The organism is Crocosphaera sp. UHCC 0190, assembly GCF_034932065.1.
Taxonomy (GTDB): Bacteria; Cyanobacteriota; Cyanobacteriia; order Cyanobacteriales; family Microcystaceae; genus UHCC-0190.
Genome location: NZ_JAYGHP010000007.1, coordinates 48,145 through 68,878, shown reverse-complemented (window position 1 = coordinate 68,878; position 20,734 = coordinate 48,145). Strand labels below are relative to the sequence as shown.

The following is a 20,734-nucleotide window of genomic DNA, read 5'->3' as shown; positions in this document are numbered from 1 at the left end:
AACTTTATATTATCATGCTAAATGTTTTGAGAATTAATCAGAGAACTTATTTCTTGCTTATTTTGACGATTATTTTAGGAAGTACCTCTTGCTTAGTGAATAATAAAACCTGGGCTGCCCCCATACCAGCACCTGAATTAAATCCGTTAGAAATTCCTTTAGTTGATCCTTTAATTCCCCCGATTCCTCGCCCTCTTACCCCCCTGGAACAAAAGAAATTAAGGAAAGAACTTGATAACTTAAATAACCAAGCACAAGAGCAATTAGATGGTGGTAATATTGATGTTGCTTTTCAAATTTGGTATCGAGAATTAAGACTAAGAAGAGTATTAGGAAGAATTGAGGAATTAGCCGCATTAGGAAGGGTTGGAGAAATTGCTTGGAACCGAACCCGTAAAGAAGATGTTCAAATTATTGGTAAGCGAATTTTTACGTTACAACAATTATCGGAACAAGAAGATCCTTTGAGTCCAGAATTATTAATGGCTTTGGCTGATGCTTATGCTAAATTACATAGTCTAGATAATTCAATAATTATCTATAAAAAGGTGTTAGCTAATGCTCGTAACAGCCAAACGCCATTGACAGAAAAACAATCCTTACAAGGATTAGGAAAACTCTATTTAGCTAAATTTGATTATCCTAATTCTGCCTTAGTTTATGAGGAATTATTAGATCAAGCACAAGCACAAAGAAATGTCTATGAAGAAGGGCTTTATTTACAAGTATTAGCAGAGATTTATACAGCATCTTTACAACCAGAAAATGCAGCAAACATTAAACAAAGATTAGTTGATAATTACTTAAGAACTAAAAAAATTGAATTTATTCCTCCTTTAAAAATTGATATGGGTCAAGATTATCAATCAATGGATAAGCCAGAATTAGCCAGTCAAAGTTATCAAGAGGCTTATTCTTTAGCTTGGTCATTACAATTATTAGGAGCAGCATCTGATGCTTTAACTAGACTGGGAGATCTTTATGAAACCTATGAACAAAAAGATTATGCTCTACAAATTTATCAAAGATTAATTCAGGTTGAACAATTATCTTATAATTATTATGGGTTAATGAAAACCTATGATAAAATTGGGGAAATTTACTTGGGAAAACAGCAATATCAAAAAGCATTACAAGCATTTCAACAAGGCTTGATTTTAGCTCGTTCTATTAATTATAAACAGGAACATTTTTTGGCTCAACTGCAAAAAGTAGATGAAGGAATGCAAGGAAAACTGGTTCGTGATCAAAATGAAACTCCTGTCGAAAACCCTTTAACTCCTCCTACAAATACTAAAATACCAGATATTATTAATAATAATAATATTGAGGAGCAATTCAATCGAGACAATATTTTGCCTGCAGATGATTGGAATAATATTGAGGAACAATTTAATCGGGATAATCGGTTATTAGACAATAATTTGAACAATATTCCCAATGAGCTTAATCAAAATAAGGAGACTAACTAAATAATAGGGCAATTCCCCCTAAAGCGACTAAAACCCCTAAAAACGCTCTCCAACTAATTTTCTGGCCCATGGCTAAGGCAAAGGGTAACACAAATAAAGGACTGGTTGCTAATAGAGTTTGGGCAATTCCTGCGGGGGAAAATTTTAGGGAAGTTTGTTGTAACCAAATCCCTAAATAGGTACTACCAAAGGCAGCAAGACTAATAATTCCTATCACTCGTAAAGATAATTTAAACGAAATGTTTGTTTCTTGGTTTCGGGGAATTAATAATAAAATGCCAATAATTATCATCCCACCAATTAACCGTAATAGGGTACTTTCTAAAGAGGATAAATTAGAATTAACTAGGGCAAAACGGGCTAAAACAACCCCCGTCGCTTGAGAAAATGCCGCTAGAATTCCCCACCATATCCCTCTCATGGGGTGGGGATGACTCACCACTGAACCGAACGTTCGTTCTGTAATAACCCAAGCGACCCCCAATAAGGTTAAAATAATACCAAAACAGGACTGTAAAGTAAGAGTTTCTGATAAAAAAATCAGGGCAAAAATAGCAGACATAGGAGTGGCTAAAGTTTCCATTAATAGGGTACGTCTTGCCCCTAAATGGTTTAATGTGGCAAAATAAGCTGTATCCCCTAAACCAATACCAATGGCTCCACTAATTAATAATATGGTAACGGGTAAAGGGGTTAATATCGGGAGAGAATTCTGAGTTAATAGTAAAGTTAGAATAATTAAGAATGTGGCAACAATTCCTTTAAGTAAGTTAAGTTGTAAGGGGGGAATTTTTTGACCAAGGACAGCATAAACAATGGATGAAGCTGCCCATAAGAAGGCTGCCCCTAATGCCGCAAATTCTCCAATAAATTGATTGTTGGTTGTCACAATAATAAAGAATCATCAAATTTTAATTTTCTTGTTTGTTATATATTTTAGCAGATAATTTATGATTTTATTGCCACATTTCAGATGGATCAATATCTATGTATTTTCGTTCTTTACAAAATTCTAAAATCCCTGTTAATTCAGGAAATTCTTCCTCAAATCCTCGATGTAGTAAATTCATTAAGGGATGAGCTAATTTATTAGAAAAATTGCCATGTAAACAGCGATCATACCATTCAATTAATTGACTTTCTTTAACAATTGCTCTTACTCTTTTTCCCCATCCAATTTGTTTCATTAAAATAGAAATTACTGAAGCATCAGTATCACGACAAACAATCACAATATGATCGCTTTCTACTTGTTCAACAATAGTTTCTACTTGTGCTGAATTTAAAGTAAGATGCTTAACTTGAATTACCGGACCAAAATTTGCCCACATATCTAGTCCCCTATCTGCTGCATTTGTTACACCAACTCTATAAATATGAGCAAGTTCAGTCCATTCTAATTGATCAGGGTTAATATTTAAAAGCACTTCTGATAAATCAGAAAACTCCTGAAGTAATTCCTGATTTTTTCTTGGTATTTTTACAGTGATTTCTGCTTCTAATTGACTTACGACTGTTTCAAACAAACTATAAGTAATAATTTCATAACATTTATCAATACTTCGTTTAATACCTGCCTCTTTTCTAAAGAAAGATAATAAGGTTTTAAGTTGGAAATTAGCTGGAGATAACGTTCCTGAGATAACTACTTCCATGATAGAAGAAACTACTCCTAGTCTCTCTTTAAATTTATAATAAATATATCGTTCAACTACGCCAGCATTTTTTTGATTAAAATCATCAAGAACTTTTAATATTTCTGGAGGCATAGCATTATCATTCCAGACATCATCTTGGAATCTACTGGATGATGTAGATGATTGTTTTAATAGCTTATCTGTAATTTGATCTCGCCACAACTTAGACTTAATTCTATAATCTTCTTTATTACCAGTATCAATATTCTTATCAATACGAGAATGATAAAGAACTTCAGCAATTTGAATAGGTTTATAAAAACGGGTTCGAGACTTTTGGATGATTTTATCTAACTTTTCTTTCGCTTGCTGAATATCCATATTCATCCTATTATCAAAAAGTGTTGTTTGTGTAAATATTTCCTTAATTATATTAGCCTTAAATTGATTTTTTATAACTGCATCAAACAAAGAATTAAGAATAGAGACAACACAAGGAACTGCCACCGAATTTCCGACTAATTTTCTAGCCGTAGCATAAGAACCTATTAAGTTAAAAGAATCAGGAAATCCTTGTAGACGCAACATCTCACGTTCGGTTAAACGTCGCTTTCCATTGACTAATAAATAATTATATGATGCACCTGCTCTCATCGCACAAGAATAAGGATAAGCACTAATATGTCCCCCTTTATTTTCATGCCAAATTGTCAGTTCATGATGATGATTTCCTTGATATTTGGTTAAACGATTTATTTGTATTTGTTCAGAAGCATAATAAGATTTAGGAACAGATTTTTCAATAATTTCTGCTAAGGATTTCATCATTATATTGGGCTTTTCCCATGTAAATTGAAGTGCTTCACGAAAGCCAACAATAAATATTCTTTCTCGTTTTTGAGGTAAACCAAACTCTAAAGCATTTAAAATTTTATACTCTGAATAATACCCTAAATCAGATAAAATTCCTAAGATAGTATTTAATGTTTTCCCTTGATTATGTCCTAATAATTGTTTGACATTTTCTAAAATCAAAGCATAGGGTTTATGATAATCAACAATCCGAGCAATATCAAAAAATAACGTTCCTCTAGTATCTTCAAATCCCTGGAGTTTGCCACAAATACTAAAGGGTTGACAAGGAAAACCAGCCAATAAAAGATCATGTTTAGGAATTAAATCTGCTGGTATTTTGGTAATATCACCTTGAGGTTTTTCTCCAAAATTAGCCTCATAATTTTTTTGAGCATCAACATCAACATCTGATGAAAAAACACAAATAGGATTTAATTGTTTTCGATTGATTTTGTATTGATTACAAACCTTCTCCAACCCGATCCGAAACCCCCCAATTCCACAAAATAAGTCAACATAGTTTAAAGTAATCTCATGATTATTACCGTGCAAATCATTTTCTAAAAACATATTAAAAAAAATCTAACATTGAGACTCTTAGTTAACTGATGAGCAATTAACGGTGCATAAATACCCCAACCCCAATTAAAACAATTCCCAATAATTTTTGTTCTCTAATATTTTCTTTAAGGATAAATTTAGCTCCTGACATACTGATAATATAAGTTAACGCTGTTGCGGGGCGAACAAAACTAATATCAGCCCAACTTAACACGGAAATAAAACTAAAAAAGGCAATTCCCTGACAAACAATGCCACTAATAATCATCGGATTTGTCACAATTTTAACCACCATCTTAAACAGGTTGCGCCCGTTCATTTTGTCAACTTGGCCAATTTTTTTCATCCCCAAAGCTAACAATAAATCTCCACCGCCATCAGAAATAGAACTGATAAAGATCGCCAACCAAGTCTTAGAAACAGCTATACTTAAGGGCAGGAGAAACAAAGGCACATTCCGAGACTTAATATTCCCTCGATATGTCCCCGAAATCTGGGAAGTTTGGCTATCACTTAGGCCAACACATAACACTCCAAAGGCAATAATAAACGTGCTAACCCATCGCATTCCTGAGATTTGTTCTCCTAAAAACACCCAAGCGAATAACCCATTGAGAACATAACTTGAGGCATGAATAGGCAAAACATAACTTAAATCCAACTTAGAAATTGCCGTTAGATAAAGACTTAAAGAAATCACCAGGACACAGAGTCCCATCAAGATCCAATAATTCGTTAGAATGTAAGTAATTAAATACAAAATAATCGTTGGACTCGAAAAATCAAACCCTACAAAGTCCTTCATTCCACGACTCAGCAGGATATCGCCTAATACCTGAGTGATTGCTAAAGATGCTAATAAAAGAAAATTTTTCACAGTACCTAATGATTACTCACTAATTGTTGCTACTATGCTCAATTGTCCCTGGTCTGCAAGTCCTGTTTCTATTAATTATTTATTAAACCTTTAAATTAATCACAGACCATCGGACAGAGTTTGAGCATTTTAGACGTTTAGTCTATCATAATAGCGATCGATAGATAATCGCCAGAAAACAGAAGAATTGAGAACAGGCTGTTCAGCTTTGACTGGTTCATGGCAAATTTTGATTCCTTGAGATCAGAAACTGTGATGATGGAACCAAAAACTTGAGGGAGAGTCAACAAGATTCAAGGACAAGACTTGTGCTAAAGACGAAAAGGTTCCCTGATGACAAAAATTAGGGAGTTACGCTATCTTATAAACTTACCTATTTTCGAGACATCCCATGAAGCTGTCGATTATTATTCCCGTCTACAATGAAATCCACACCATAGACAGTGTTTTGACGAAAGTGGCCCAAACATTGCCAGAAGTTAGCAAAGAGATTATCCTGGTGGATGATGGGTCAACGGATGGAACCAGGGAATGGTTATTGCAGACCTTTGGAGAAGTAAACGGCCACCCCGTTGGGGTAAAACTAAATAGCGATCGCCGCGTAACCGTAGACGAAGGCCTAAAATATCAACGACAGCGAGAACGTTTAGACGTAGCAGTATCAGAAACCCTACCCATGGCCGTTAACGTCGTTTTTCATCAGCGAAACCAGGGAAAAGGGGCCGCCTTAAGAACAGGGTTTAAAGCAGCGACAGGAGATGTGTTTGTCATCCAAGATGCCGATTTAGAATATGATCCCCAAGACTGGAAACGTATGTGGCGACTGATTCATGAAGGTCACGCTGATGTGGTTTATGGTTCCCGTTTCTATGGGGAACCTCATCGGGTTTTATATTTCCATCACCTCTTAGGAAATCAGGTGATTTCTAACTTAATTAATCTCCTCTGTAATACCACCCTGACAGATATTGAAGTTTGTTATAAAATGTTTCGCCGGGAAGTCTTAGACGGCATAACCCTAACCTGTAATGACTTTGGGTTTGAAGTAGAATTTACGGTTAAAGTAACCAAATCTCGTCGTCGTTGGCGAGTTTATGAAACTGGGGTTTCCTATTACGGAAGAACCTATGCAGAAGGCAAAAAAATCAACTGGAAAGACGGGGTAAAGGCCCTCGGATACATTGTTTGGTTTTGGTTGAGAGGTTAAACTGTTTGGCCGTCGGGGTCAAGGGCCGTTGACCCCGACAATTAACGAGGATTGGCTGCTAATTGGGCAATTTCATCTTGAACAACCCGATGATCATGACGTAACGGTATTTGAAGGCCTTCAGGCAATTGATCAACCTTAATCATGGCTTTCTCAAAGTAAGTATAAGCCTCTTTAAGTAAGACCAGATCTTGGGGTTTGCCGTCTTTGGTTCTGCCTTTTTTACGGAGGATTTGCCCTTTAAGATACTGTATTTCAGGATTGTCAGGAGTATCTTTCAAGGCCTGGTCAATGTATTTTATAGCAGTATCATACTGTTTTAAATCTCGATAAGCAGCAGCTAAAGCGCGGTTGACCATATAATCTGGGCCTGCATATTTCTCAAACCGAGAAATCGCATCTTCTGGACTTGAAAACGGTAAATTGACCGATAAAATTAAGTCTAAATAACCTTTTAATAAATTGAGTTCGGGATCACTCGGTGAAACTTTTTCGGCTAATTCCAGATAATCAAAGACTTTTTGTAATTTATCAACGGCCCCCAAAGGCCCTTTTGTCTTAAAAGTATAAGCCCCCTCTAAAAAATGACCCACCGCTTGATAAAGATTACCGCGCAAGGGATCTTTTGGGGTCAGTTTTTCCGCCGCAGATAGGGTTTTTTCTGCATAGACTCTCATAGTTTCAAAATCACTGTCAGCATAGGCCAAAGACGCTTTCATCGCATGGGCTAAGGGTTCATCCCCTTCCGTTGCGATCGCTTCTTGTAAATAGCTTTCTGCTTTTACATAGTTGCCTTGATGAAAAATTGTCTCAAAAGCAGCTTCTGTTTTATCTCCAATGGGACGAGGGTTACTGCTGCGGAAAGGATCGCCGGCCCATGAGGGATTTCCCCACATACTCAAGGCCACCGTACACACCACAGACAAAGAGAGAGAAACTCGTTGAGATTTAATCAACCGGTCAATCATGGCTTTCTCCAAGCAATATTTAGATAAAACATTGATTCTTCAGAAAATAACGAAGATAAATGTTAGATTTTAGACGCTAGGAATAGGGTTTTAGGTTTCCCCAAACAGTCCCTCATTCTCCTAACTGACTATGTTGATCTTGATGTTAGCAAAAATCTCTTAAAATGAAAGAACATTTCTTAATTAATGATTAATGCTTTATCTCAAAGATGTCATGTATCATCCCCCCGCAACAGAAACCCCTATTTTAAGCGGGACAACCTTAGAATTGGGTTCCCAAGAGTTGGGTTTGGTGGTGGGCCCTAGTGGTTCAGGAAAAACCACCTTATTAGAAATTCTCGCGGGGTTGGCCGAACAAACAAAAGGTAAGATTTTTTGGCGAGATCAAGAACTCACATCTTTGGAGTTACAACAATTAGGGGGTTTGGTGTTTCAGTTCCCGGAACGACATTTTTGTGGTGGCAATATTTTAGAGGAATTGCGCTTAGGTCATCCTGAAATTACTACAGAACGGATTAAAATAGCTTTAGAAGAAGTGGGGTTACAAGATATTCCCCTTAATACTTCTCCTCACCGCTTAAGTGGAGGACAACAAAGACGCTTAGCTTTAGCCGTTCAATTAATTCGTCAACCGAATTTATTATTATTAGATGAACCTACGGCGGGTTTAGATTGGTCAATGCGTCTTCAGTTGGCTAAATTGTTATCTAAATTGAAACAACATTGGACTTTGTTAATTGTTTCTCATGATCCTGATGAATTATTGGCGATCGCTGATCGCTGTTGGAAAATTGATCACGGAAAGTTAGAATTAGTTTCGTAATTCAATGGTTTGATTGCGGTTTTATCTATTCTTATTCTTCTTCTTCTTGACTATTTTTATCGATGTCCAATCCCGACAATTCTCTCAAGAGCAAGCAATTATCTCTCTTTCCTGGTTTGTATAATCCAAAAGTTATCCCAGCATCTCCTGTTTTAAAATGGGCAGGGGGTAAAACCCAATTATTAGCAGAAATTCAGCAACAATATCCTCAGCAACTTAAACAGGGAAAAATTACGACTTATCTAGAACCATTTTTCGGAGGTGGTGCTGTGTTTTTTGATGTTTATTCTAAGTTTAAGTTTGACAAAGCTTACCTATTTGATAAAAATCCAGAATTAATCATTCTTTATAAGGTAATTCAAAATGATCTTGATAATTTAATCAATAAGTTATCGATTTTAGAACAAGATTATCTAGGTTTAACGCCTGAAAAAAGAAGCGATTTTTATTATAAGATTAGAGAATTTTATAATACTTTTGATAAACAGACTGATGCCAATAATTATGGTCAAGATTGGGTAGAAAGGGCTGCCCATACAATTTTTCTTAATAAAACTTGTTTTAATGGTTTATATAGAGTTAATAGTAAGGGTCATTTTAATGTGCCAATGGGTCGTTATAAAAATCCGAGAATACTTCATGAAAATAATCTCAGAACAGTCAATCAAGCCTTTAAAATTGCTGAAATTTATCACAAAGATTTCTCTGAAGTTGTTGAATATGCCAATCAATATACGTTTATTTATTATGATCCTCCCTATCGTCCTATTAGTCAAACTGCGAGTTTTAACGCTTATAGTTCTTCAGATTTTAATGATGATGAGCAACGACGCTTAAGAGATGTATTTGTTGCAGCTTCAAATAAAGGGGCGTTACAAATGCTTAGTAATTCAGATCCGACAAATTATGTTGATGATCCTTTTTTTGATGAATTATATCAAGGGTTTAATCTTACTCGCATCACTGCTTCACGGATGATTAATTCTAAAGGCAATAATCGAGGTAAAATTAGAGAAATTCTTGTCACAAACTATTAAAAATATATGAAATATAATTCTATCTTTTCTGAGATAATCAAGTGTGGTAGTTCTGAGCAAGTATTTGATTATCTGGTCAATAACCTAAAGGAATCTATCTTAAAGTGGGATTATTTTGTCAATTGGGAAAAAGTCAATTGTAATTTTCGTGATATAGAAATTAGTCTCAATCTTTTGAACTATTTAATTGGCAAAGAAAATGTAGAACAAGAAGCTAAATATTTATTCAAAAAACATCATGATTTAGTTTATATTGTTCCTTCTTTAATTGCTTATCGAGATAAATCTGTAAAAATTTTAACGGAGTATAAATTTGAACAATTTCAGTATCAAGAGTTTTACTTTGATAAAAAAGAGAAAATAACTGATGAAGTCATTGAAAAAGTAGTATTTTTTCTGAAAGAAACAGGATTTTTACAACAAATATCTTCTCAAAAAATAAAGTCACTAACTGACTATTTTTTAGGAGTAGAAGTAGGTCTTGATACTAATGGTAGAAAAAATCGCAGTGGAACAGCAATGGAGGAAATTATAGAATATTTTATTAATTCACTTTGTCAGCGTCATAATTTCCAATATATTTCTCAAGCAAATACTGATAAAATAAAGAAAAAATTCAATAAGCATCTAACCGTTAAAAACTCATCCAAAAAGATTGATTTTGTTATCAATACACCTCATCGGTTATTTTTAATTGAAACTAATTTTTATAGAGGAGGGGGGTCAAAGCTAAAAGCAACAGCAGGGGAATATAGTGATATCTTTACTCAATGGCAAAATGATGGTCATCAATTTATTTGGGTAACAGATGGAGTCGGTTGGTTAACAGCTAAAAAACCATTGCAGGATGCGTTCAATAAAATTGATTATATTCTGAATCTTAGCATGGTTCAAGTAGGAGTTTTAGAAGCATTAATTTTAGATGGATATTAGAAATAAGCATTCAACTTAAACTCTTAATTTCAATTTCACGGGAATTTTCCGTTAATTCAATCCATCCTACATCTTTTAAGCGATGAACTAAGTTAGAAATTGTCACCCCTAATTCTGAGGCAATATGATAAAGTTCTCGCCATTGTTTTAAATTCCGTCCTTGACACACTTCTTTTAACTTAAATTGGGGCATTAATAAACAACTGGCAAAATATTGAGCTTGCCATTCAATTCCACTTAAATTAAGTTCATTTCGACATAACAATGGTTCAACGTTAAGTGTTTTTTTCTTTTTTCCAGGCAACTTTGAATATTTTTCTACCATACTTTGATTAATATGTAATACCCAATGTCCCACTTCATGGGCAATAGTTGATTCTCCAAAACCTCCCCTTAATTCGGGAATCATTTCATTGATTTCAATTAACTTTTCTAAAGGCAAAATTCGTGCTGCTATCATCCCTTTTTCGTCATCAGGAATACTATCCCAAACCACATCTAAGCCTAAAAATTCTGCCACCCGACTCGTATCTAAGGGAAATTTTAATTGATAGTTGGGAGTCTTTGCCATTCGTTGCAAAATTTCTGTTGCTTCTTTTTCAATTCTTTTTTTGGGAATAAAGCAAAAAGGCTTAAAAATCTGCACTTTTACCTCTCTTTTCTTCTTTGATGGCTTCTTGAAAGATTTTTTGAGCAAATTTAGGGTTTTCTCTCATTCTCCGAAACAACGTAGGCATGGTTTTATAGTGTTGTTTGACAAAGTCTTCCTCTCCCTCTGGTAGTCTCCCTGAGAGAAAAATTAACTCCTCTGCTTCTAATTCTAGATGGGAGGCTAACTGCCTAATTTTCTCTTCTTTAGGGGAATAATCGGCTCTATCGTTTTCTAGCTTGGATAAATAGGTGAAATCTATCCCTAACTCGTTCGCTAACTCTCTTTGGCTATATCCCTTCTTCTTTCGCGCTTTACGAATTAATTGACCAAAACTTTGCACGGTTTCTCCTTGGGTAAATTTTTTGTAACGATGACTTGACGAAAAAATCAACATAGGATTATTATAGCAGTGTTGACTAAAAAATCAACTCAAGGGAAATCCTATCAGTAAGGTTCCCCATATCCTCAGTATTTTATCACAATATATCAAGGAAAGATTAGGATTATGAGTGAAGGAACATTGACAGAAAGTAAAGGGCAAATCATGTCTAACTTTGCCCACTTTTTAACCCAATATGATCGAGAAGAATCGAGAATTTTGAGTAAAGAAGAAGAATTAGAAAAGGAAAAAAATAAGCAATTATTAGAAAAAGCTGCCGAATATACGGTGGATAACATTGTTAATAATATGGCTTCTCTCCAATTAGATTTTGGGAGAATTATTCAGGGTTTATCCCAGAATCTGACCACAGAATCAACTAAATTAGACGAACTTAAGAAAGCCATTACTGTTAAGCAAGAACAACTAAAACAACTGCGTCAAGTGCGATTAGTTGCGGATGCACTTTACATTTTAAGGCAAGAACATCAAGAGAAACTAAGACAGTTAGAAGAAAAGACAAACCAACAGAGAGAAGCATTAGAAAAAGAGCAAGAAAAAACTAGAGAAATATGGCAGAAAGAACAACAGGAATTTGACAGTATAATAGAGGAAGAATCGGAGATTGTCACTAAACAAAGGGAACAAGAAGCCGCTAATTATCAGTATGATATAGAACGGTTGAGAACGATGGAACAAGACGATTATCAAGAGAAAAAACGTCAACAGGAAAGAGAGTTAAGCTTGAGTAATTTGGAAAAAGAAAAAGCCTGGAAAGAACGAGAAACCCTCTTAACTCAACAAACAACAGAGTATCAAGAAAACCAGAAAAAAATAGAGGAATTACAGGAAAGCATTAAGCAAGAATACAATAAAGCGAAGGGAGAAGCCATTAAAGATGCAGAAAGAGAAGCCAAAGTCAGAGTCGATTTAATTGAAAAAGAATGGGAGCTAACTAAACAAGGATATGAGTTAAGAATTGAATCTTTAGAAGCAACTATCAACCGGAATAATGAACAAATTACCGAATTAATTACTCAATTACAGAATACAACCAATCAAGCGCAAAACTTAGCTTTAAGAGCTTTTCAAGGCAACAATAATTAAGGTAACAATAAACAGTTAAGAGGGAAAAAACATGACTCAAAAGATTAATTCTAAAAATACAAAAGCTCAAATAATGGAAGCTTATGAAGAACTTTTGCAAGAAAAAGAAACTTTAGAGAATCAGGTCAAAAAACTCAATCAAACTCCCAAAGTTCAACCAGAGTCTTCTCAAAAAACGAACCCACCTCAACAAAATCTTAGTGAACTAATGAAACCGACTACTGAACTTATTACTAAACAGACAACTGAAATGACTAACAATAATATTATCCTTACCATTCAAAATCTTGAGAAACTGCAAAACAATTTTGGGAGTGCTGTCAGTCATTTATCAGAACACCTAATAACCGAAGCTTCTTTATTAGCTGACTTAAATAAAATTGCCACAGAAGAATTAGAACAACTGGAGGAATTACACGAAATAGAAACCATTGAAGATGACACATTATCTAACTTAATTCAAAGTTATCAAGATAATGCCAAGACTTATCAAGAAGAATTAACTCAACAACAAGAAACTGTTGCCAAAGAACTCGAAGAACTGCAAAAAAATTGGCACAAAGAAAAGCAAAATCATAACCGAGAAATTCGAGAAAGGGATCAAATATATTCAACCACTAAACAACGAGATGAGGAACAATATGTCTATAATTTAGACTTAGAAAGGAAAATTGATGAAGAACAATATGAAGCGCAAAAACAGGCCTTATATCAAGAATTAAAAGAGACAAAAGAAGTACAGGAAAAACAATGGAAAGAACGGGAGGATGCTATTGCTACACAGGAAAAAGATCAAGCAGATGCCAAAGCTAAAGTTGAACAATTAGAACAAGAATTAGAACAGAAAATCAAGCAAGGGAAAGAAGAAGGTAAAGGAATTGGTCACTATCAAGCAAAAATCAAATCTGATTTACGCATTAAAGAAATAGAAGGAGAAAAACAAAATTATTTACTGAGAATTACTGCCTTAGAAGAAGCCATCAAAAATCAAGAAATTCGCCATCAAAGTTTGAGTCAACAACTAGAATCATCCCTCAAACAAGTGCAAGATTTAGCTGTTAAAGCGATTGAAGGAACCTCTAACCGAAATTCTTTTGAAGCGATGAAAGAAATTGCTTTAGAACAGGCAAAAAATCAACCGAAAAGTAAATAATAACCAAGGGTTAGGGTGGTATTTTACTACTCTTTACCATAAATTTTAGCTGCGATCACTTCCCGTGATGTACTGCATAATGACATTAAATTTATTATTCATTTCCATCATCAAAAGTTTCATTTCTCCCATCTCCGATCGCAGTGCGTCAATTTCTGAATATACTCGATCTAATCCTCTGCCAAATTCTTGGGGGGAGATTTGGGTGTCTTCCAACCGTTCTAATCTACGATTTAAATGTCTTAACTGACGATCATAATCACTAGGTTCATTAGCTTGTGTCATAGGTTTTCTAGATATTTTTACCTGATGATTTTATTTACATCATATCTCTTTTGTTGGGCGAACTGTTCACCTTGCTTTTCTAATACCGATAAAGCTTTTTGAATTTGAGCAACTCTGTAGGGATAATTCATGAATTACCCCTAGAAATTTTTAATAAAAATTGACCAATGATTTACGTTACTATGGAAGAAGCAGTTAGCATGATAGAGAAACGCTTAATTCCTCCCCAGTATGACCAACGAAATAGAAAGAGAAATTCAAGAAGCAGTCCAAAGACGACGTAATTTTGCCATTATTTCCCACCCCGACGCGGGAAAAACCACCCTCACCGAAAAACTGTTACTCTATGGAGGAGCAATCCACCAAGCAGGGGCAGTCAAAGCCCGACGAGATCAGCGTAAAGCTACCTCTGACTGGATGGAAATGGAAAAACAGAGGGGCATTTCCATTACTTCCACCGTTCTACAATTTGAGTATAGAGACTTTCAAATTAACCTCTTAGATACCCCTGGACACCAAGACTTTAGTGAAGATACCTATCGAACCCTAGCTGCTGCTGATAATGCGGTGATGTTGATCGATGCTGCGAAAGGTTTAGAACCCCAAACTAGGAAACTTTTTGAAGTGTGTCGAATGCGGGGACTACCTATTTTTACCTTCATCAATAAAATGGATCGTCCGGGTCGGGAACCCTTAGAATTATTAGATGAAATTGAACAGGAATTAGGTCTGAAAACTTATGCTGTAAACTGGCCCATTGGTATGGGCGATCGCTTTAAAGGAGTCTATAGTCGTCGTCAAAAGTCTATACACCTGTTTGAACGTCGCGCCCATGGTAGTCAGCAAGCCCAGGAACAGACCATTAAGCTAGGGGACCCCAAAATTGAGGAATATCTCGAAAAAGAGCTTTATTATCAATTTAAAGAAGACCTGGAAATTCTCGAAGAATTAGGGGGAGATCTCGACTTAGAAGCCATTCACGCGGGACAATTAACCCCTATTTTCTTTGGATCTGCTATGACTAATTTTGGGGTGGAATTATTCTTAGAAGCGTTTCTAGACTACGCCTTAAAACCTGAAGGACGCAATTCTTCTGTCGGGGTTGTTGAGCCGACCTATCCTGAATTTACGGGATTTGTCTTCAAATTACAAGCGAATATGGACCCCAAACACCGCGATCGCGTGGCCTTTGTGCGGGTGTGTACGGGCAAATTTGAAAAAGACATGACGGTTAATCATGCAAGAACAGGCAAAATTGTCCGTTTATCCCGTCCTCAAAAATTATTTGCCCAAGATCGGGCTTCTATTGAAGAAGCTTATGGAGGCGATGTGATCGGGTTAAATAATCCTGGGGTTTTTGCGATCGGCGATACCATTTATAATGGGAAAAAATTAGAATATGAAGGCATTCCCTGCTTTTCCCCTGAGATGTTTTCTTATTTAAAGAATCCCAATCCTTCTAAATTTAAGCAATTTCAAAAAGGAATTCAAGAATTAAGAGAAGAAGGGGCCATTCAAATTATGTACTCTACCGATGATTTTAAACGTGACCCAATTTTAGCGGCGGTGGGACAATTACAATTTGAAGTGGTACAGTTTCGGATGTTAAGTGAATATGGAGTTGAAACCACTTTAGAACCCCTTCCTTATAGTTTAGCGCGTTGGGTGACAGGAGGGTGGAACGCCGTAGAAAAAGCAGGGCGAATTTTTAACACTATTACGGTTAAAGATAATTGGGGTCGTCCCGTTTTACTGTTAAAAAATGAGTGGAATTTACAACAAATCAAATCCGATCATCCCGATTTAGGGTTAGATGCGATCGCCCCTGTCGGTGCAGGAATTCAACCCAATTAATCCTAGGGTGGGCAATGCCCACCTTATACATCGTCACAAAACTTGAATTTGAAAAAGATATAAATAAATGTTTGGCACAACAAAAATGTCAAATTTCGATAAATATTTTGCTGACTATAAATCAGAAGGTCATAATTGGATTACCCTAGCAAGTGGAGAATACTATCCTGATATTCTTAAGGATGCCTGTGAGTTATATAAACCAGTATTAATTTTATTTCATCAATTGCTAACTACCTCCGAATCATCGGAACGATTATTAATACAAATTTCAGGAATTCCTAGTCAATGGATGAGAATTCAATTAGCAAGAGTCTTCCGTAAATATGTTAGTCCATCAACACCTGTTGAAATGTTAAAAAGAAAAACCAAAGTCAAAGAAATTTGTGAACAGTTTGGCAAAGAGTTTAGAAATATACAGGAAGTTCAAGCTGCTTTTTCTACTCGTCCTATTCCTGATGAAGCCTTATGTGCTTTATTGTGGGAATATAAAGATAGAGGTAAAAAAGGTTACGATCTAACTGAGAGATTATTCGATTTATTTCGTTCTAATTTCCCAGACTTAGTAATTAAAGGGCCAGAAAGAGCAGGAAAAGATATATTTTTAGGAACAGTATTCAAAAACTATCCTAATCCTAAACGTCCAGTTGATTTTGTTGTTTATGATCAAAATAAAAAAGATGTATTAGCGATTGGTTTAGCAAGATATGATTCAGATCGAGGGGGCGCACAAGAAGATGATCGTATAGGAGGATATCGTAACTGTGCAGACGAAATTTTGCAATATGCCAAAAATCATAATTTAAACACTAAGGTTATTTTTATCAATGATGGCCCTGGCTTACTGCTAGGTTCAATGTGGAATGATTATGCTACGATTGAAAGAAGTTGGGAACATAAAATTATGGTACTAACTCTAAGAATGATTCCCTATAGATTAACCATAGACTGGCTAAAGTCTACCTAGAGAGGAAAAAAATTGGCAACTGGCATTCCTAAGAGTAAATTGAAGAATTATAACCTTGTTGGACAAGAAGATTTAGTTGAACAAGTTAACACAGAAGTTGGTATTACTTATGCAGGAAAAACTTCGGAACAAGATATATTAACTTTACCCTTTGCCTACTGTATAAGGCTTGGACAAGTAGGAAAAGAAATTAATAGACTTTATTATGGTGATAACTTACCAATACTATTATCTTTTTTACGAGATGCTAATATTCAAGGGAAAGTAAAACTAATTTATATTGATCCACCATTTGCCACTAAAAGTATTTTTCAATCACGATCCCAAACTGATGCTTATTGTGATTTATTAGAAGGAAGTCATTATTTAGAGTTCATTCGTAAGAGATTAATAATACTTAGAGAACTTTTAGCAGATGATGGCTCTATTTACGTTCATCTGGATGAAAATATGGCTTTTCACGTTAAATTAATTTTAGATGAAGTATTTGGTCAGAAAAATTTTAAGAATTGGATTACTCGTAAAAAATGTAACCCAAAAAATTATACCCGAAAAACCTACGGTAACATTTCTGATTTTATCTTATTTTATACGAAATCAAACAATTATATCTGGAATAGGCCTTATGAGGAATGGACAGAGGAAAAAGCTATAAAAGAATATCCATATATTGAAGCAAAAACAGGTCGTCGTTATAAAAAAGTTCCAATTCATGCACCAGGAACTCGCAACGGAGAAACAGGAAAACCTTGGCGTAATATGAATCCTCCCCCTGGTAAGCATTGGCAATTTCCCCCTAAAAAGCTTGATGAAATGGATAAAAGAGGAGAAATCTATTGGTCAAAAAATGGTAATCCTAGACGAAAAATTTATTTAGATAAAAGTAATGGAATACCGATACAAGATATTTGGCTTGATTATAGAGATGCCCATAATCAAAACATAAAAATTACTGGATATCCCACTGAAAAAAATCCTGATCTATTAACTCGAATAATTCAAGCATCATCTAATAAAGATGACTTGGTGCTTGATGGTTTTTCAGGATCAGGTACAACTTTATCTGTTGCTTCAGATCTGGGACGTAGATGGATAGGTATTGATAGTAGTTGTGAAGCTATACTTACAACATTAAAACGTTTTGCTCAAGGATGTGAACCAATGGGAGATTTTGTTAATCAAGGCGATCCTAAAATTCAAAATCTACAGCCTCAACAACTATCCATTTTTGCTGATGAACAAGAGATTAACAAGCCTCTAATTAACAATTTTTCTTTATATTCTATTGAATCTTATGCTAATGACTTAAAGGAGATTATGAATCAATGGTTAACTTGGTAGATTTTAAAAATTAACCCATAACTGAAAGTTTGTATAATTAGGGAAATTATTATGCTCACAATTGCTAAATGGTCAGTTGAAGATTATCATAAAATGATTGAAACAGGAATTCTTAATGATCGTCCTGTAGAATTATTAGAAGGAACTATTATTGAAATGTCTCCAGAAGGGCCATTACATCGAAAGAAATGTGATACTGTTGCTGAATATTTACGGGAAAAACTCAAAGGTTATGCTAAAGTTTATGAAGCTCATCCAGTAACACTTTCAAACTCTGAACCAGAACCAGATATTGCTATTGTTAGATTACCTGTTTCTTTATATGATACCCGTCATCCTTATCCAGAAGATATTTATTGGTTAATCGAAATTTCTGATACAACTTTAACCAAGGATTTAGAAGAAAAACGTCTTATCTATGCTAAAGCTGGAATTAGGGAATATTGGGTCATTGAGGTTGAGAAAAAACAGTTAAGAGTATTTAAAGATCTAGCAAAATACAATTATCAACAAGAGCAAATTTATACTAAAGTAGAGATTTCACCTTTGGCTTTTCCCGAAATTAAATTATTAGTTAAAAATTTAGTTGAGTAATAAAATTAGATTATTTATTAAAGTCTAATCTTTTCTTCTGTTCTAATAATTAATCTCGGTTAAGACTTTTTCAGTTGTTCCTTAAGCTTTTGATTACGCTTTTTCAATTGTCTTAATCTAGCGGATGCCAGACGACTTTTATCGTCAGTTTGCTAATCTTCGGATAATTGTTATAACATGGATAGAGAAACACTTGAGGTTATATAAATGCCTACTGTTTATCTCAAAGACGGAACAACGGTACAAGTTCGTCTAGAAGACTTAGAGGACTATCTGTATGATAATCAGGATCAAATAGAAACCCGTCCTCGAAAACTACGCAGACCACCTGTAGATACTTCTGTTATGTCTGTTAGCAATAAATAATGACTGTTACGTTAGGCAAATCTTCCGCTTCAAACTCTCCTTGATTAAGTTTTTCTTGAGTTTTGGCGAAGAAAACACTACATCCGGTAAAAAGTCTGTATTCAGTTTTGGGATCATCGTTTGGACTAGGGATATAACTTTTTTCTTGTCCTAATTCAGCATAAACATATAGACCTCGTTTACCTCTCATTTCACCATAAACACAACCATTAGTACAAGAAGCTTTAAATTCGGCTTTGATGGCTTTGATCCTGATTACCATTTTTTTCAATTTTTATTAAAATATTATATATTACTATTTATAATTGTTAGGAGAGGGAATCCTGACGGCAGAATTCCTCTATTAAGGTTGAGTTAATTACTTTTTGATATTATTAGTACCCTCTATTGAATTATTCGCTGAGTTATTCTTCGCAATAACCATCATGACGGGACTCATCGATTTAAAAGCTTCAAGCATATAAGGATCACGCTTTACGGCAGTCATTACACCAAAGCCAAGATACATAACTACGAAAAATATCTCACTAAAATTTTTAGATTTTTAAGCATTTTTTCAAATTTTTTAATATTTTTTTACTCTATAAATCTAGCACAAATCAATAGAAAACTTCAAGAAAATCTTTTTCAAATTTTTTATATTTTTAGGTTTATTATCACATTGCTCCAGTTTTGTAGGCTTCAGTGTGAAATTTGGTGGGCATTGCCCACCCTACAAATTCTAGCAAAAGCCCATTAATTCCTCAGTTTGCCATTCTAAGGTGTCTCCAATGGTAGACCCATTATGATAAGCTGCCAGTAAGATCTCGCTGGTTTTGCCCCAACTAATCACCCCACTGTGATCAAGGGCGATCGCCCCTAAATCTCGTTCTCGTTTCTGGCATTCTTCCATGGATTTTTGCATCGCAGCAGGCAAAGATAAGCCATCACCCACTCGAATCACTACCCGCGCAGCAAAACATTCATTAACGATATCTTCCCCTATTCCTGTACAACTAACCCCTGCATCAGCACTAGCATAGTTACCTGCGGGCATCGCTGAATCACTAACTCGGCCAATTCTTTCTAAGCCTTTTCCACCTGTAGAAGTTCCGGCGGCGATTTTTCCCTGACTATCTAAAGCCACAACCCCAATCGTTCCCCGTCGCGCTTCAGAAGACTCTGTATTGGCAAATAAACGCCCCATTTTTCGCTGAAAATCATCTTTCCACTCAGCAATCCATTCTTGGGCCCGAAATTCGGTTAAGGGGTCATAAATGGGGATTTGCAGTTCTCTGGCTAATTCTGCTGCACCGAGATCGGATAAAATGCGATCGCTTTCGGTTTGCAAATATTTGGCTAACTCAATGGGGTTTTTGACACGGGAAACATTAATCACCCCGCTAAAGGTTTGAGTTAACCCTTCCATCAAAGACGCACTCATGCGAATCTGTCCATCTGATTGTAAAACAGAACCCGTCCCTGCGTTGAAACTGGGGTCATTTTCTAGCAGTTGACAGCCTTTTACCACTGCATCTATGGCAGTTCCTCCATGGGTTAATAATTGATAAACTTCGTTGACAATGTTATGCAGGGATAGGCGAACTTTTTGCAAACCCCCTTTATCGTCTAGGGAACTGGCCCCTCCATGAATGATCAGTTTGGGTTGTCGGGTGGTCATGAATTA

At 35.4% G+C, this 20,734-nt stretch carries 20 protein-coding genes and 2 pseudogenes; 12 read left to right on the top strand and 10 right to left on the bottom strand.

The features are described from left to right. The first annotated feature begins 14 nt into the window (after nucleotides 1-14). Entirely contained in the window at nucleotides 15-1,472 is a 1,458-nt protein-coding gene (locus VB715_RS11845; protein WP_323301419.1) for a hypothetical protein, read from the top strand. Here VB715_RS11845 and VB715_RS11840 read toward each other — a convergent pair. From VB715_RS11840 to VB715_RS11825, 4 genes and pseudogenes are all read right to left on the bottom strand, one after another. Next, complete coding sequence (locus VB715_RS11840; RefSeq protein ID WP_323301418.1) at nucleotides 1,465-2,361, bottom strand: DMT family transporter; 897 nt, start codon at nucleotides 2,359-2,361, stop codon at nucleotides 1,465-1,467. The two genes, VB715_RS11845 and VB715_RS11840, sit on opposite strands and share 8 nt — an antisense overlap. Nucleotides 2,362-2,428: 67 nt before the next feature. Further along, nucleotides 2,429-3,463 (bottom strand): annotated as a pseudogene (locus tag VB715_RS11835) (HaeII family restriction endonuclease); the annotation flags it as partial. Between the two features lie 27 nt (nucleotides 3,464-3,490). Continuing rightward, a pseudogene (locus tag VB715_RS11830) lies at nucleotides 3,491-4,534 on the bottom strand (DNA cytosine methyltransferase); the annotation flags it as partial. A gap of 46 nt (nucleotides 4,535-4,580) precedes the next feature. Then, complete coding sequence (locus VB715_RS11825; RefSeq protein WP_323301417.1) at nucleotides 4,581-5,402, bottom strand: hypothetical protein; 822 nt, start codon at nucleotides 5,400-5,402, stop codon at nucleotides 4,581-4,583. A 391-nt stretch (nucleotides 5,403-5,793) separates the two neighbouring features. Between VB715_RS11825 and VB715_RS11820 the strand changes: the two genes are divergently transcribed. Then, the gene (locus VB715_RS11820; RefSeq protein WP_323301416.1) at nucleotides 5,794-6,609 is read left to right on the top strand and encodes a glycosyltransferase family 2 protein; all 816 of its coding nucleotides are present in this window, start codon (nucleotides 5,794-5,796) and stop codon (nucleotides 6,607-6,609) included. 41 nt (nucleotides 6,610-6,650) lie between these two features. Here VB715_RS11820 and VB715_RS11815 read toward each other — a convergent pair whose 3' ends face one another. Beyond that, nucleotides 6,651-7,577 (bottom strand): Sll0314/Alr1548 family TPR repeat-containing protein, encoded by a 927-nt coding sequence (locus VB715_RS11815; protein ID WP_323301415.1) that lies wholly within the window; start codon nucleotides 7,575-7,577, stop codon nucleotides 6,651-6,653. A 193-nt stretch (nucleotides 7,578-7,770) separates the two neighbouring features. Here VB715_RS11815 and VB715_RS11810 point away from each other — a divergent pair, with 193 nt between their 5' ends. From VB715_RS11810 to VB715_RS11800, 3 genes are all read left to right on the top strand, one after another. Continuing rightward, a complete protein-coding gene (locus VB715_RS11810) occupies nucleotides 7,771-8,400 on the top strand; it encodes an ABC transporter ATP-binding protein (RefSeq protein WP_323301414.1) in 630 nt (209 codons plus the stop codon). A 62-nt stretch (nucleotides 8,401-8,462) separates the two neighbouring features. Next, a complete protein-coding gene (locus VB715_RS11805; RefSeq protein WP_323301413.1) occupies nucleotides 8,463-9,437 on the top strand; it encodes a Dam family site-specific DNA-(adenine-N6)-methyltransferase in 975 nt (324 codons plus the stop codon). Between the two features lie 6 nt (nucleotides 9,438-9,443). Then, on the top strand, nucleotides 9,444-10,370 hold the full coding sequence (locus VB715_RS11800) for a type II restriction endonuclease (RefSeq protein WP_323301412.1): 927 nt from the start codon (nucleotides 9,444-9,446) through the stop codon (nucleotides 10,368-10,370). 10 nt (nucleotides 10,371-10,380) lie between these two features. On the opposite strand, the gene VB715_RS11795 is transcribed toward VB715_RS11800, so the two are convergent. Both VB715_RS11795 and VB715_RS11790 read right to left on the bottom strand, forming a co-directional pair. Then, the gene (locus tag VB715_RS11795) at nucleotides 10,381-11,016 is read right to left on the bottom strand and encodes an ImmA/IrrE family metallo-endopeptidase (RefSeq protein ID WP_323301411.1); all 636 of its coding nucleotides are present in this window, start codon (nucleotides 11,014-11,016) and stop codon (nucleotides 10,381-10,383) included. Continuing rightward, complete coding sequence (locus tag VB715_RS11790) at nucleotides 11,003-11,416, bottom strand: helix-turn-helix transcriptional regulator (protein ID WP_323301410.1); 414 nt, start codon at nucleotides 11,414-11,416, stop codon at nucleotides 11,003-11,005. The genes VB715_RS11795 and VB715_RS11790 overlap by 14 nt, the downstream gene beginning before the upstream one ends. Before the next feature lie 111 nt (nucleotides 11,417-11,527). Here VB715_RS11790 and VB715_RS11785 point away from each other — a divergent pair, with 111 nt between their 5' ends. Then, nucleotides 11,528-12,508 (top strand): hypothetical protein, encoded by a 981-nt coding sequence (locus VB715_RS11785; protein ID WP_323301409.1) that lies wholly within the window; start codon nucleotides 11,528-11,530, stop codon nucleotides 12,506-12,508. 31 nt (nucleotides 12,509-12,539) lie between these two features. Beyond that, nucleotides 12,540-13,661, top strand: a complete 1,122-nt coding sequence (locus VB715_RS11780) for a hypothetical protein (RefSeq protein ID WP_323301408.1) — start codon at nucleotides 12,540-12,542, stop codon at nucleotides 13,659-13,661. A gap of 45 nt (nucleotides 13,662-13,706) precedes the next feature. Here the strand turns inward: VB715_RS11780 and VB715_RS11775 are convergent, their stop codons facing one another. Continuing rightward, nucleotides 13,707-13,946 (bottom strand): hypothetical protein, encoded by a 240-nt coding sequence (locus tag VB715_RS11775; protein WP_323301407.1) that lies wholly within the window; start codon nucleotides 13,944-13,946, stop codon nucleotides 13,707-13,709. A gap of 231 nt (nucleotides 13,947-14,177) precedes the next feature. Here VB715_RS11775 and VB715_RS11770 point away from each other — a divergent pair, with 231 nt between their 5' ends. From VB715_RS11770 to VB715_RS11750, 5 genes are all read left to right on the top strand, one after another. Beyond that, on the top strand, nucleotides 14,178-15,800 hold the full coding sequence (locus VB715_RS11770; RefSeq protein WP_323301406.1) for a peptide chain release factor 3: 1,623 nt from the start codon (nucleotides 14,178-14,180) through the stop codon (nucleotides 15,798-15,800). An 85-nt stretch (nucleotides 15,801-15,885) separates the two neighbouring features. Further along, nucleotides 15,886-16,767, top strand: coding sequence for a bstEII (locus tag VB715_RS11765; protein ID WP_323301405.1), 882 nt, complete (start codon nucleotides 15,886-15,888; stop codon nucleotides 16,765-16,767). A gap of 12 nt (nucleotides 16,768-16,779) precedes the next feature. Then, entirely contained in the window at nucleotides 16,780-18,108 is a 1,329-nt protein-coding gene (locus tag VB715_RS11760) for a site-specific DNA-methyltransferase (RefSeq protein ID WP_323301404.1), read from the top strand. A 51-nt stretch (nucleotides 18,109-18,159) separates the two neighbouring features. Next, a complete protein-coding gene (locus tag VB715_RS11755) occupies nucleotides 18,160-18,702 on the top strand; it encodes a Uma2 family endonuclease (protein WP_323301403.1) in 543 nt (180 codons plus the stop codon). Nucleotides 18,703-18,909: 207 nt separating this feature from the next. After that, nucleotides 18,910-19,068, top strand: a complete 159-nt coding sequence (locus VB715_RS11750; RefSeq protein WP_323301402.1) for a hypothetical protein — start codon at nucleotides 18,910-18,912, stop codon at nucleotides 19,066-19,068. Here the strand turns inward: VB715_RS11750 and VB715_RS11745 are convergent. Together VB715_RS11745 and VB715_RS11740 are read right to left on the bottom strand one after the other, a co-directional pair. Further along, the gene (locus VB715_RS11745; protein ID WP_323301401.1) at nucleotides 19,055-19,330 is read right to left on the bottom strand and encodes a hypothetical protein; all 276 of its coding nucleotides are present in this window, start codon (nucleotides 19,328-19,330) and stop codon (nucleotides 19,055-19,057) included. The genes VB715_RS11750 and VB715_RS11745 overlap by 14 nt on opposite strands. Before the next feature lie 459 nt (nucleotides 19,331-19,789). After that, complete coding sequence (locus VB715_RS11740; RefSeq protein WP_323301400.1) at nucleotides 19,790-20,728, bottom strand: isoaspartyl peptidase/L-asparaginase; 939 nt, start codon at nucleotides 20,726-20,728, stop codon at nucleotides 19,790-19,792. Nucleotides 20,729-20,734 lie beyond the last annotated feature (6 nt).